This is a genomic window from Glaciecola sp. XM2, assembly GCF_018595715.1.
Lineage (GTDB): Bacteria > Pseudomonadota > Gammaproteobacteria > Enterobacterales > Alteromonadaceae > Glaciecola.
This window is the reverse complement of the sequence record NZ_JAHEOJ010000014.1, coordinates 227062-241418: the sequence shown is the minus strand read 5'-3', so window position 1 is coordinate 241418 and position 14357 is coordinate 227062. Positions and strand designations below refer to the sequence as shown.

Below are 14357 nucleotides of genomic sequence, written 5' to 3'. Positions count from 1 at the left end.
TGGTATGAGGTATAAGTCTATGTCATAAAGGCTTGTTTTCGCAAGGTTGGCTAATATCGCTTGCTTACCTAATATGCGATTAGCGATTTAATGCACTGCGCAATGCGCTTACGCAATACTCTACGTTTTCCTCAGTACAGCCCGTTCCCATCAGTCCAATACGCCATACCTTTGAAGCTAATGCACCTAAACCTGCGCCAATCTCTAAATTAAACTCATTGAGTAAGGTCGAGCGAATTTGGGCATCGTCTACACCTTCTGGAATCAATACGGAATTGAGCTGAGGTAAGCGATACGCCTCATCTACTGCCATTTTAAGGCCCAACTCTTCAAGCCCACTTTTGAGCGATTGATGCACTCTGGCATGTCGTGCCCAGCTGTTTTCTAAACCTTCTTCATGTACCGCTAATAAACTCTCATGCAATGCATATACGCTGTTTACTGGCGCTGTATGGTGATAAGCACGCTTTTGCCCTTCACCCCAATAGCCAACCACTAAATTCATATCTAAAAACCAGCTTTGCACCAGTGTTTTTCGGCTTTTAATGACCTCAACCGCGGTATCGCTAAATGAAATTGGTGCAAGGCCAGGGACACACGAAAGGCACTTTTGGGTGCCAGAATAAATAGCATCAATATTCCAGTCGTCGACTCTTAGCTCTATACCGGCTAAAGAAGTCACTGCATCAACAATGGTTAAACAATTAAATGACTTAGCGATAGCACAGAGGGTCTTGGCATCATTGCGCACGCCGGTAGAGGTCTCGGCATGGACAAACGCAACCGCTTTAGTATCGGGATTGTCCTTGAGGGCTTTTTCAAGTTTTTCAGGTTTGGTTTGCTCACCCCATGGGTCTTCAATGGTAACGACTCGTGCCCCCACCCGAATAGCGTTTTCCTTCATGCGCCCACCAAACACACCATTGACGCAAACAATCACTTTATCACCGGGCTCCAATAAATTGACAAACATTGCCTCCATTCCTGCTGAACCGGGCGCAGACAAAGGCATTGTGAGTGAGTTTTGGGTACAAAATACTTCTTGCAATAAGGTCTTGGTCTCATCCATCAAACCGATAAATGCGGGATCTAAATGCCCAAGTGTCGGACGCGCAAGTGCATCTAATACACGTTGGCTTACATCCGACGGTCCAGGCCCCATTAAGGTTCGTTTTTGCGGGATAAAAGAAGAAAGTTGCGACATAAAAGCTTCCTAATGGTTAACTGAGCATAAGCATGCAAGAATTTGAAGGCCTAAGGGTACTATAAATCAAAGATATATGAAGCTATGTTCGACATAAACAGTATCAATGAAAATCATTTAAGACTTCAATAAATTGCTGTGGATATCTATGTGGATAGATGGTGAACTAACTGGTAAAACCTGTGGATAGCTTACAAGCTAGCTAATTGTTATTCATCTATTTTTTTGAAAAACTTGAATACTTCTCAAGGCTTAATCATTAAATTTTTATGAATATTTACAAAAAGTTATTTATTTCTTGTATTTGAATGCGCTATAGTGTTAGACCGTATCACGATTTATACGCTTCTCCCTAATCATGGATGTGATTTACGGATGATCGTCGTTAGAGTCTTAAGCGGGACTCTATAATCTTACCGTTGTTAAAGTTAGCGCAAGGCTCAGCAATGAGCCATTCCCCTAAGCCTGGAACGTTTGTTCCGGGCCTTTTTTATTTATGGGGGACGAGAATTTTGTTATTTCCCCTCCTCCATGATTTGTAAATCTTTCGCAAACCGCTGTGCATTCTTCTGATAATGCACGGCCGAGGCTTCTAATTTATCTTGCTGTGAAGCCGGTATCGTCTTGACGATTTTTGCAGGCGACCCCATGACTAACGAATTATCTGGAATGACCATATTCTCGGTCACAAGGCTGTTTGCGCCTATTACGCAGTACTTACCAATTTTAGCGCCATTTAAAATCACTGAATTAATACCAATCAAGGAATAATCGCCAATTGTACAACCATGCAACATGACTTTATGACCAACCGTCACACCCTTGCCAATCACGAGGGGGATATCAAAGTCGGTGTGCAGTACCGACAAATCTTGAATATTACTGCCCTCGCCGACTTCAATAAGATCACAGTCCCCGCGCAATACTGCGTTGAACCATATACTTGCACCTGCTCGCAGTTTCACTTTACCCATAACATGTGCGCCAGGTGCAATATAAGCGCTAGGATGCGCATCAACATTATCTTGACCGAGTTTATACAGCATTATTTTCTCTTTATTCATTTAAAGGAGCAATATTAACAAGCATAGCGTCACTCCTATTGCTTAATTTGTCTGACCAACCCTTCTTGAATGGAACTGGCCACCAACACGCCTTCTTTGTTGTATATTTTGCCCTGCACCATGGCCCTGCTGTTGCCGCTAAACGGGCTTTCCATTTCATATAACAACCAATCGTCAAACTTAAAAGGCTGATGAAACCACATCGCATGGTCAATGGTGGCCATTCTTAGTGACTTATCTTGTGCAGCCAAACCATGAGCTTGCAGTGCTGTGGATAAAAAGTGATAGTCAGACGCATAAGCGAGACATGCTTGGTTCACCGCAATACCATCATCTATCGGATCCCTACCTTTTAACCAAATCGTGCGGCGCGGATCGCGCTTTACCGCGTCAAATGTATGCGCGCAACCAATAGTTCTAATATCTACAGGCCGATGATAGCCTAATGCTTGTTTCATGCGGCCAGGGAGTTTTTCAAAATTATCGTCGTAATAACGAATGTCTTGCGAGACAGTCTTAGGATCAGGCGCTTGGGGCATGTTGGCAAATTGATGCGACAAGCCTTCTTCTGGAATTTGAAAAGACGCTGTCATATAAAAAATATTGCGCCCATTCTGAATCGCCTTTACGCGACGAGTAGAAAAACTTCTGCCGTCGCGCACGTTCTCTACATCATAGAGCACAGGCTTACTAGCATCGCCGGGTAACAAAAAATACGAATGAAAAGAATGGATAACACGGTCTTCAGGCACCGTTTTGTAAGCTGCCATCACAGACTGACCAAGTACCTGCCCACCATATAAGGCTCGAAAACCCAAATCCCAAGAATCACCTCGGTACAAACCAAGCTCTAATGATTCTAAGTCAAATAAATGTGCTAAACGTACGTCTGACAATGCACGTGTCTCCTAATGTCGTTGATTACTATACGCTGAGGAACTAATTTTGTTCATCTTGATATGGGTTTCTAGGATAAAACTCATGCGCTAATGCACCTTGATAAGCAAATGTACGGGTATCTTTATAAGGTAGTTTCATAAATCCTGATATGCCCAAGCCGTTTATATCGGAAATTTGCTGAATGATTTGCCTAAGCAGCTCAGTAAACTCCTGCTCGCGTGTATGGTCGAGCAAAGTATAATAATTATGAATTTTTAAGTGCTTTGGCAAGGCCTCAAAGATAATACAACCGGTATGGTGAATACTGTTGAGCTGTTTAAGGCAATCTAACAAGCGCTCAGGCAACTTAAGTAATTCATCGGGGTCGTCACCATCTTCAAAATAAGAGTGCATACGACTTTCGTTCTTTTCAATAGAGACGCGGCTTAACTCATAAGGGATCTCGACTGATGAGGGAGCGGTAAAGGGTTTTCGTTCGTCATTTCGCTCAAAATGCAGGGTGTTCTTTGCATTAAACATACAGCTTTTGAAAATACCTGTACGGTTGATAGCTCGTGCGAGGGTAATCATGTTGTCTACCGATCTATCAAACGAGACTTGTAACGATGGATCGTATAGTTTTAGGCTTGAATCCACATAGATGCCATCAGCTTCCCAGCGCACCGCCAGCCCACCCACTACCGGATATTTACCAAGACGACTCACCGACGAAATAAAGGCCTTTTCTGTCTCTCCCATACCCTGCAGATAATTTTTGTAGTAGCGCTCAAACTGAGCATCATTCAAATAATGAAGGTGCTCAGGGTTGATACCCGACTGCTGACGTAAAAATGACTTTCTTGAGCTATAAACAACGGTTTCAATGTCTTTTTTTGTGCCACTTATCCATGTGGGGAGCATGCATATTTTTTCGTCTGCTTTAGGGGGCGCAAACACCATTCGTTTGAAATGCTGATAGTTATTGAGTAACCAATCCCCACCTCTGTCGCGCTCAGTGACATCATCACTCATCATTGCTTGTAAACATTGTGCAAGTGCTTTAGGCAAACCTAAACTTAGAGGCGTAATGACCTTTCGACCAAAACGAGACGACTGCCCAGACGCAAGGGCGTATATGGTGCTTGCCAGCCCTTGTTCATCGAACCGTGGCGAGGAAAGTGCACCATTTAGCTGCTCATCACCAATGAAGTATACGTCTCCTAAGCGGGCATTTGTTTGTTGTAGGTCACCCGACATCAAATCCATTACATTGCCCGCCACATATTGGCGATGTTGGTCAATTTGAGCAAATACGCAAGAGCCCCAATCAATTAACGAGACCGTTTGTGTTGTCTCGTCCCACACAAGGTTTGAGGGCTTCACGTCACCATGCACAATGGGCTTGGCACTGCCGTTTTCTTTGTGTTGGCGCAAGTACACCAAAATTTCACATACCTGAACCAAAATCGCCACAACTTCAGGGACAGGAAGCGGGCCATGTTGCAAAGAGTATTGTTCTAAATCATCACCAGGGCCACGTTCCATCACTAAAATAGACTGGCGCTTTATCTTTTGAAACTCAATTAATTGTGGCACAAGTGCATGTTTGACCCGACCTAACATGTAGGCCTCTTCTTCTAGCCTATCTTGTATATGCTGAGGCAAGGTGACCTTAGAAAATTTGAATACGTGAGCCTCACCCTGTTGAGAGATGCCGCTAAATGCAAAGCCAAATGCGCCCTTACCTATCAGCTCAATATCGGTATAACCGAGCTTACGAAGTTGCGATTCACATAGCTTAAACCAGTTTTTTAGCTTTTTCGCGTCTTTATGAGACAGCAAATAAACCGACTGGTCATCAGGAATGTAGAAGTGTTTTAAGGCTAATTCATCCATTTCAGGGCTCTTTATTTTGCCGCCACGCGCCACTGCACGCTCGACAAGGTATTATCATCACACTTCACGTATCTGCCCAGTGTTTCCAGAACTTTTTCTAACTCGGTCGCCAGCATGTAGGGCGGATTGACAATACAAACACCGCTTCCAAACATACCAATCTGTGTTGACGGTGCACTCACCGCAAACTGAATATCAAGCATACCGCCGTTACAATTGACTCGATTGCTTTGAGCAATCGCCTCAATCATTTTTTCACTTAAATGCGCTTTGGGGCTGTTTTCTACCTCTGCGCTCTTGCGATTGATACGCTGTGGTGACAACAGCGGATACCAAATCGCATACACACCGCTAGGCCATTTATGAAGTGCCTGTTGCATAGCTTTAGCAACGCTATCGTATTCACTGCTTTGTTCGTACGGCGGGTCGATTAGCACCAGTCCGCGTTTTGGTGTGGGCGGCAGTAAGGCATTGAGCACCTCAAACGCGTCACGCTGATGGCTGTGTACGTTGAAACCGCGCATATTTTGTTTTAAGCGTGCCGACATTTTTGCCGCGACTTCGTTAAAGTGTAGCGTGTCTGTCGCCCTTGAGTACTGTGCAATCAGCGTCGGTGAGCCTGGATAAATATTTTGCGATTGTAAGGGCTTAAGCAACGAAAGGTAATCATGAACAATCGAGTCTGGATCAAATTCTCCTTGGAGTAAGCGCGAAAACGCCGTCTCATCTGCATTCTCTGGGGCTTGCGCTAAATCGTAACGCCCTTCTCCGGCATGAGTATCAAGCACAAAGTAAGGTTTATCTTTTTTCTTTAAGCATTTTAAAATTCCGACCAATACCAGATGTTTTAAAACATCGGCATGATTTCCGGCGTGAAAGGCATGTTGATAGCTCAGCAAAGATGATATCCATTTAAATTAAGCCCAAAAGCAAAAAAGCAATACTAGGTATGATTAACCCAGTATTGCTTTCGCATATGTTGCATACTGCTTCGGATCAGGTTAACCCTTAACGCAAGTCTACCAACATTTTATGAGGATGGGTAAGATAGTCCATCCAAAGGTTGTTAAATTTCACCATTGTCGCGCCATCAATCACGCGGTGATCACCCGACCAATTCACCATCATAATATTTTGCGCAAATACGCTGCCGTCGTCGGCAAACCGCGGAAGCTTCTGGGTCTTGCCTAGTGCAACTATCGCCACATCAGGTTTGTTTATGACCGGAGTCGCCGTTATACCGCCAATTGCGCCGATATTGGAGATACTGATTGTACCACCCGATAAATCAGCATTCGACAGTTTACCTTCGCGTGCGCTATCAACAATACGATTGACGTCGAGCGCGACTTCACGCAGTGATTTTTGCTCTACATTTTTGATGTTAGGCACCAACAAACCAATTTTTGAATCTACCGCCATACCAATGTTATGTGACTGCAGATAGGTCAACTCAGTAGCATCGTCGTTTAATCTGCTGTTGATAACTGGGAAGGCATTTAACGCCAGTGATAGCGCCTTAATGAAAAACGGCATAAAGCTGAGTTTAATACCTTGTTTTTCAAAATCGCCTTTAAGGCTACTACGAAGTGCTATTAGATTATCCATGCACAACTCATCGCTCACCGTAAAGTGCGGGATGGTGCTAACGCTTGCCATCATTTGCTTGGCCATTGCAGCGCGAATACCTTTGATAGACTCTACTCGATCGCTACCTTGTTGTGCAAATACTGGCGATGCATTAGAGGCAGTTTCATTGCCTTTGGCTGGCGCGTTAGTTGCTAACTGCTCTGGCAATGCGCTTAAGTCTTGCTTAACGATACGCCCTTTTTTACCACTTCCTTTCACAGTTTTTAAGTCAATACCGCGCTCTCTAGCAAGTCGTCTAACCGCAGGGCTGGCAATCGGTCGCTCAGAAACAATGGGCGCTTCAAAGTTCTCACCTTGCTTATAGGTGACTGAATCCATTGGCTTAGAGTGGTTACGCGTAATATTATCAGTCGTATTAACAGCAACTGATGATGCACTTTGGCTTGCTGCATGGTTCACAGCCGCGCCTGAAGACTGAGCTGCATCCGACGCATCTGAAGCAATCTCTTGGTCAAACAAAACGGAGTGTACTTTAGCAATATCCCCTTGCTGATAATGCAGCTTTAAGATAGTGCCTGCATGTTTCGCTGGGATTTCAACAACCGCTTTATCGGTCATGACTTCGACCACCACTTGGTCTTCAACGACCACGTCACCTTCGCTTATGCTCCACTTTACTATTTCGCACTCAACAATGCCTTCACCAATATCCGGAAGTACAAAAGACTCAACGCGGGTATTGTTAGATGCCACTTGTGTTGGTGCAGGCTGTTGTACTTCAACGACTGCTTCGCCCGCCTCTTCCATAGCAAACAAAGGCGCGTGCACTTTGGCTATATCGCCTTCTTTGTAATACAGGGTTTTAATCACGCCATCATGCATGGCTGGGATCTCAACGGTTGCTTTGTCTGTCATCACTTCTGCGACCGGTTGGTCTTCTTTAATGACGTCGCCTTCAGCAACCAACCATTTAAGTAGCTCGCATTCAACAATGCCTTCACCAATATCAGGTAGGATAAAATCTTTCATTGCGCTTTCTCCTAATAATCCATGGTGCGTTTGATGGCTTCGTATGTCTTTAAGTGGTCAGGCATATATTCTTTTTCGTGTGCCAGAGGAAATGGCGTATCTAGACCACACACACGGGCGATAGGCGCTTCTAGATACAAGAAGCACTCTTGTTGCACCGTAGCGGCAATTTCACTGGCAAAGCCACCGGTCATTGGCGCTTCGTGGTTAATTAACAAGCGGCCAGTTTTATATACAGATTCAAATACACCCTCTGCATCCCATGGCAAAATGCTCTGCAAATCAAGAATTTCACATGAAATACCGTCTGCTTCTGCCATTTCAGCCGCTTTTTCAAGGATCTCAACCTGTGCACCCCAGCCAAGTAGCGTAATGTCAGTGCCGCTCTTAACCAAGTCAGCTTTACCCAGTGGTAATGTATAATCTTCTTGTGGAACGTCCCCAACAGAGGCTCGATATAGCTTTTTAGGCTCCATAAACAATACAGGGTTGTCATCGCGAATAGAGGCCAACAACAAGCCTTTAGCTTGGCGAGGGTTGCGAGGAATAACAATTTTCATACCTGGGATGTGGGCAAAAAATGCTTCTGGCGATTGAGAATGATAAAGACCACCCGCAATACCACCGCCGTATGGGGTTCTTATGGTCAATGTGCCGCAGCTAAACTGCCCGCCTGAACGATAACGCCATTTGGCGGTTTCGTTAACGATTTGGTCGAAGGCCGGAAAGATATAATCGCCAAACTGGATTTCAGCAACCGGCACAGAGCCTTGCGCGGCCAAGCCATTCGCAAAACCAATAATGCCCTGCTCAGTAAGTGGCGTATTAAAACAACGGGCCTTACCGTATTTTTGCTGTAGATTAGATGTTGCTCTAAAAACGCCACCAAAGTGCCCAACATCTTCACCAAATACCATCACACGCTCATTTTCATCCATCGCAGTGATGAGCGCATTATTAATTGCTTGTAGTAAGTTCATTTGAGCCATTATGCATCCCTCCCTGAAGTCTTAGGATAGTGCTCGGGATATTTTTCCACGTGTGCTTTTAACTCTTTAAGTTGCTTTTGTAAGTGCCATGGTGGTGTGTCGTATACGTCTTCTACAATGTCTTCAATTGGATTGACGTGTACTTTTTCAGCCACTTTGAGAGCATTAAGAATTTCTGTACGCGTTTCGTCTTTAAAGGCTTCAATGGCTTTTTCATCAAACCATTTTTTGCTGGTAAGCCATGCTTCAAAACGCACAATTGGGTCTTTTTTGGCCCACTGTTCCTCTTCTTCTTTACTACGATAGCCAGTTGGATCATCTGAGGTACTGTGAGCAGATAGACGATAGGTCATTGCTTCAATCAATACCGGGCAAGTTTCTTTTAGTGCAATTTCACGGGCTAACTTGGTGGCTTGGTACACCGCCAACACGTCATTTCCATCAATACGAATCGTTTTGATGCCGTAACCAATACCACGAGAGGCAATGCCATCACCTGCAAACTGCTCAGCGGCCGGCGTCGATATTGCGTAACCGTTGTTGCGGCAGAAGAATATGCACGGACAGTTTAATACTGCTGCCATGTTAAGGCCTGCATGAAAATCGCCTTCTGAAGCGGCCCCTTCACCGAAATAACAGATGGTAATTGCCGGTTGCTTGGCCATCTTTTGCCCATAGGCATAACCTGCTGCTTGAGGGATTTGCGTGCCTAATGGTGACGATATGGTCATAAAGTTTAACGCTTTATCGCCATAGTGAATGGGCATTTGACGACCTTTGTTAGGGTCTTCTTGATTACTAAACATCTGGTTCATAAACTGCTTAGTTTGATAACCACGAAATACTAATGCCCCCTGCTCACGGTATTGAGACATGATCATGTCGTTATCAGATAAGGCAGCGGCTGAGGCTACCGTCGCAGCTTCTTCTCCGCGGCTAGCAAGATAGAAGCTTATGCGGCCCTGACGCTGGGCACCGATCATGCGGTCATCAAGCAAACGCGTGTAGTGCATCGATTTAAGAATTTTTTCTGCTAGCGGCTTTTTAAGGTCCGGCACTTGTGATTTGTCGGTGACTTTGCCGGTCTCATCTAATAGCTGCAACATCGGGATATCGAGCAGGCCATTAGTGATGATCTTTGTTTCGTGTGTAATTTTCACATTAGAAAGATGGTTTCTATCTTGCATAGCTAATTCCAAAGTTAACACATTGATAAATTTAGTAGCACATATAGTAGTTAAGACTGCTTCTCTTAGCATTGCTAATTGTGTAAATCAGATTCAAATAATAGGAATATTAATTTCAATTTTATTCAAAATTTAGATGGTTCATCCTATTTGTAACGTTTTTGTTTCGTAATGCGTACATTTCATTAAAAAATTGTCAGGTGTGTGTTCTTCCTCGGCAGTGTATTGTTATAGGGTGTCTCGTGGTGATAATTGTTGCTCAAAAGCAACACTGAGCTGTGTATATAAAATTGGGATAACGATCCTAAAAGAGGTTTTACATGAAAATAACAGTAGTAGGTGCATCTTTATCGCTTTGTTTTAGCGCATATCTTTTTGCACAATCATCTTCACCGCTCTTTGCAGACACGCAAAGCGCTGATGCCTCAGTTGGCTCTATTTCCCCTAATATTGTTAAACAGACATTTAATCCTGAAAAGTTTCGCTCCCCGCGCACTCACATGTTTCAATACGAGGCAGACCTCAGTTCTGGCCCTCATAATTATATTGTTGAGCTCAATGCACCTGCAGTTACCGACATCCCAAGCTTAGCAAGCTATCTAAAGCGTCGAGGCGGGAACAAGCGATTAGAGGCTAAGCCACGAGACTTGCAGCTACATCTTGAGTATTTACAAGCGTATCAAGCTGATTTCTTGAATGAGACGGCAAATTTGCTTGGCACCAAGGCGATGCTAGCGAATTACCAATATGCGTTAAATGGCATGGTGTTGAGAATGACTCAAGACCAAGCTGTGCTGCTGACAAACAACCCCAAAGTAAAATCCATCACCAGAGAAACCCTGCATCGCACTGAAACTGACAGAGGTCCTACTCTGATTGGCGCACCTGAGATTTGGCAAGCCCGCCTTGGCAATATTTCGCAAACTCAAGGAGAAGGTGTGGTGGTTGGCATAATCGACTCGGGGGTAAATACAGACCACCCCTCTTTTGCCGAGCTTAGCGGTGATGGTTATACACACACCAATCCATTAGGTGATGGCAATTTTATTGGCGATTGCGCAAACGCCTTCCCAGAACTGTGTAACAATAAATTGATTGGTATACGCAGCTATTCGGTTATTACTAGTAACTATACCGATACCGAGGTCTTTCCGCCTAACCTGCCGCAAAATGGAGAAGACTACGGCGGACACGGTACTCATGTGGCCGCAATTGCAGTAGGAAACGTGTTGCTTGACGTTACCGAAACCCTTCCGACAGACGGCGAAATTGTCTCTGATGGCACGCCAACGGGGTTTTCTTTTCCTCAAATTTCAGGTGTCGCACCTCGTGCAAACCTCATTTCTTATCAAGTCTGTTTCCCTGGCACCTCTGATCGCAACGCAACTTATGCTGATTGCCCCAGCTCTGCCATTATTTTAGGTATTGAAGACGCCATACGTGATGGTGTCGACATTATTAACTTTTCTATCAGTGGTGGTGGTAACCCTTGGAATAACATTACCGAGCGTGCCTTTTTATCTGCGCTTGAAGCGGGTATTTTTGTCGCAACATCAGCAGGCAATAGCGGTCCAAACCCTTCGACGTCGAGCAAGCACACGCCTTGGTATACTGCGGTAGGTGCTAGCGAACACGGACGACAAAATGCGTTCGTAAAACAAATTACCGGTTTAAGTGGCGGCATCTCGCCACCTTCCCCCATTACCGGACAGAGCGATAGCGGAGCAATAACCGCTTCAATTGTGTACGCAGGCGATTTTACTAATCCAAACGACCCAACAAACGATTCAGCGCAATGCCTTCAACCCTTTCCCGCAAACACCTTCAGCGGACAAATTGTAGTATGTGACCGAGGTGAAATCGCCCGCGTCGACAAAGCAATAAATGTGCAAGCGGGCGGCGCTGGCGGCTACATACTGGCTAATATTCAAGGCGGGGAAACATTTTTAGCTAACGACGTTTACGTCATCCCAGGCATTCATATCAACGCCGATGATGGCGACAACTTAAAGCAGTGGTTGGCGACTGGCTCAAACCATCGTGGCACAATTACCGCAGGTGAAGCCTCACAAAACATCGATATTGCCCGTGTTGATGTATTAGGCAGTTTCTCTTCGCGCGGCCCTAACACCACAATCAGCACCTTAACCCCAACTATAACCGCTCCTGGTGTAGAGATTTACTCTGCGTACGCCGATGAGCGATATGGACATGATGGCCACGTTGCCTCAGCGGGTGATTTCACGTATCTGTCTGGCACCTCCATGTCTAGCCCACACGTTGCAGGCGCAGGTGCCCTGCTCAAGGCCCTGAACCCTTCTTGGACACCAGACAACATTCGTTCAGCTTTAGCATTAACAGCCACGACAGATGTTTTAAGAGAAGATGCGACGACACCTGCAGACTATTTTGATATGGGCTCAGGCCGCATTCAAGTTGACCAAGCCGCACAAGCAGGACTGGTGATGGATGAAACTGTTGCCGACTATTTGGCCGCTAACCCAGCGCTAGGCGGAGACCCAAGAGACATAAACTTACCGAGTATCACCGACAATGCGTGCGTTTCGGTTTGCACATGGACCCGCGAATTTACGGCAACAAAAGACGGTGTATGGGATGTTAGAGGTGAAGGTTTTGCAAGCGGTTTGGACATATCTGTTAGTCCACAAAGCTTTTCTATTTTAGCCGGTCAAACGCAAGCTGTAGAAGTAACGATTGACAGCACCAACGCCATTAAAAACCAATTTGTTTTCGGTCAAGTAGTGCTTGAAGCTTCTAATTCACCTGACTTAAAGCTGCCTGTTAGTGTTTTTTCATCGCTAGGCAACATCCCCACACAGATACAGACAAGTGCAACACGCGATGCAGACAGCCTGCTAATAGATGACATAGACGCCATAACGCTAAACAGTTTTAACTTAACGCCATATGCGCTTGTAAAAGCGACCACGGTGACGGATACCATTTCCCAAGACTCAAATACCACAGACTATTTGGATGACTTGAGCGATGGTGTTGTCGTCACCCCTGTTACAGTGCCAGCAAACGCTAAGCGTTTAGTGGCTGAAATTGTCTCATCGAGCGCCTTCGATTTAGATTTGTTTTTAGTATATGACGAAAATGGTGATGGCTTTATTTCTGGCTTTGAGGAATTAGCGCAAAGCATTTCATTTGACGCTACCGAAGAAATTGCGATTAATAACCCTGATGCTGGTAACTACTTTATTATCGTACAAAGTTTCTCTGCAAGCGCCCAAGGTGCTGATAATTTTGAGTTACGTTATGCGGTCGTCACCGACAATCAAGATGATTCTTTGTCAGTTGATGCCCCCACTAGCCTATCGGCCGATACCCCTTTTGATTTGCGTATATTCTACAAGCTAGATGATGCTCAACTTAGCGATGATTTTTACGGTGCCATCGACATGGGAACTGGCTCTGGGGATGTCAACAATCTCGGCATGATTGTGGTAGATATTGTGCGTACTACCGACGATGTAAGGCTCGCCGGACCTGCGTCACGAGTCGCCTCTGGCGATAACGTAACGCTCGAAGTCATCGTAGCGCCTAATCCAACTAACCAAAACCGAGATTATGAAATTGAAGTGCAAGCTCCCACTGGCACTACACTTTCAAATCAAAGCGCAGGCGTTTCAGCGCAAAGTGACGCTAACGTCATTCGCTATCAAGTTACTAAAAATGCCGGTGACGCGATAACAGATACACTTAGATTTAATATGCTGATTGACCAAATCAGTGCACCAGGCCCTATTGTTATTAATATGCAAAGCGAAGTGGTTAATCTTGATAATAGTGAAATTCAAGTTGCCCCTCCTTTTACCAACGTTCAGGTAGAAGGTGCACCCTCTTTATCTTTCAATGGCCAAGATACAACGACGCTCAATGTATTTGAAACGCAAAGCATTACAATCCCGCTTACTGCAACCGATCCAAATAACGATACGCTTGCACTTACCTACACCCAAACCGAAGGGCCCGCAAGCCCAATAGTGGTAAGTAATGGTGTGAGCACACTCACAGCCCCTGCCGTAGATGAGACAACCACTTTGACATATGAAGTACAGGTGAGCGATGGGCGAGGCAATGTTACCTCTGCGGTATTTTCTGTAAACGTGCTTAATAATGAGCCACCCGTTATCGAGAGCGTTACGGCCCCAACAAGCGTTACGGCAGGACAAAATGTCACGATTTCAGTGCGTGCATCTGATGCTGAGAATGATCCACTCACCATCACTATTGATGGGGTAGCTGGCAGCAACCGCACAATAAGAACACCAAGCGTAGGCACATCTGTTACCTATACGGTGGTTGTTTCAGACGGTATCAACAGCGTCACGCAAACAGTCACCGTGAATTTAACACCCGCACCAGTGGCAAGCGATTCAGGTGGCGGTGGCAGTATGCCTGTAGGGTATTTATTACTCATTGCGCTTACCGCATTATGGCGCAAGAAAGCTCGCTATCGAGCGTAATTGCGCAATCAAATGTAACGCTCTCT

At 45.1% G+C, this 14357-nt stretch carries 9 protein-coding genes; 1 reads left to right on the top strand and 8 read right to left on the bottom strand.

The window, feature by feature from the left end; all coding sequences use genetic code 11:
• Positions 1-79: 79 nt before the first annotated feature.
• From KJ365_RS01495 to KJ365_RS01460, 8 genes are all read right to left on the bottom strand, one after another.
• The gene (locus KJ365_RS01495; RefSeq protein WP_214449840.1) at positions 80-1204 is read right to left on the bottom strand and encodes a pyridoxal-phosphate-dependent aminotransferase family protein; all 1125 of its coding nucleotides are present in this window, start codon (positions 1202-1204) and stop codon (positions 80-82) included.
• A gap of 515 nt (positions 1205-1719) precedes the next feature.
• Positions 1720-2250, bottom strand: coding sequence for a gamma carbonic anhydrase family protein (locus tag KJ365_RS01490; RefSeq protein ID WP_214449839.1), 531 nt, complete (start codon positions 2248-2250; stop codon positions 1720-1722).
• 53 nt (positions 2251-2303) lie between these two features.
• A complete protein-coding gene (locus KJ365_RS01485; protein ID WP_214449838.1) occupies positions 2304-3164 on the bottom strand; it encodes an acyl-CoA thioesterase in 861 nt (286 codons plus the stop codon).
• A gap of 43 nt (positions 3165-3207) precedes the next feature.
• The gene (locus tag KJ365_RS01480; RefSeq protein WP_214449837.1) at positions 3208-5043 is read right to left on the bottom strand and encodes a serine/threonine protein kinase; all 1836 of its coding nucleotides are present in this window, start codon (positions 5041-5043) and stop codon (positions 3208-3210) included.
• 11 nt (positions 5044-5054) lie between these two features.
• Entirely contained in the window at positions 5055-5942 is an 888-nt protein-coding gene (locus KJ365_RS01475; protein ID WP_214449836.1) for a 23S rRNA (adenine(2030)-N(6))-methyltransferase RlmJ, read from the bottom strand.
• A gap of 109 nt (positions 5943-6051) precedes the next feature.
• Positions 6052-7662, bottom strand: a complete 1611-nt coding sequence (locus tag KJ365_RS01470) for a dihydrolipoyllysine-residue acetyltransferase (protein WP_214449835.1) — start codon at positions 7660-7662, stop codon at positions 6052-6054.
• A gap of 11 nt (positions 7663-7673) precedes the next feature.
• Positions 7674-8651: an alpha-ketoacid dehydrogenase subunit beta gene (locus KJ365_RS01465; protein WP_214449834.1), complete on the bottom strand. Its 978-nt coding sequence runs from the start codon at positions 8649-8651 to the stop codon at positions 7674-7676.
• Positions 8651-9838 (bottom strand): thiamine pyrophosphate-dependent dehydrogenase E1 component subunit alpha, encoded by a 1188-nt coding sequence (locus KJ365_RS01460; protein ID WP_214449833.1) that lies wholly within the window; start codon positions 9836-9838, stop codon positions 8651-8653. Before KJ365_RS01460 ends, KJ365_RS01465 begins: the two co-directional genes overlap by 1 nt.
• A gap of 320 nt (positions 9839-10158) precedes the next feature.
• Between KJ365_RS01460 and KJ365_RS01455 the strand changes: the two genes are divergently transcribed.
• Entirely contained in the window at positions 10159-14331 is a 4173-nt protein-coding gene (locus tag KJ365_RS01455; RefSeq protein WP_214449832.1) for a S8 family serine peptidase, read from the top strand.
• Positions 14332-14357: the final 26 nt, after the last annotated feature.

Bases quoted from the DNA above. Each gene is read 5' to 3' on its own strand.
- KJ365_RS01495 (WP_214449840.1), bottom strand. From the start codon at position 1,204: ATGTCGCAACTTTCTTCTTTTATCCCGCAAAAACGAACCTTAATGGGG.
- KJ365_RS01490 (WP_214449839.1), bottom strand. From the start codon at position 2,250: ATGCTGTATAAACTCGGTCAAGATAATGTTGATGCGCATCCTAGCGCT.
- KJ365_RS01480 (WP_214449837.1), bottom strand. From the start codon at position 5,043: ATGGATGAATTAGCCTTAAAACACTTCTACATTCCTGATGACCAGTCG.
- KJ365_RS01470 (WP_214449835.1), bottom strand. From the start codon at position 7,662: ATGAAAGATTTTATCCTACCTGATATTGGTGAAGGCATTGTTGAATGC.
- KJ365_RS01465 (WP_214449834.1), bottom strand. From the start codon at position 8,651: ATGGCTCAAATGAACTTACTACAAGCAATTAATAATGCGCTCATCACT.
- KJ365_RS01460 (WP_214449833.1), bottom strand. From the start codon at position 9,838: ATGCAAGATAGAAACCATCTTTCTAATGTGAAAATTACACACGAAACA.
- KJ365_RS01455 (WP_214449832.1), top strand. From the start codon at position 10,159: ATGAAAATAACAGTAGTAGGTGCATCTTTATCGCTTTGTTTTAGCGCA.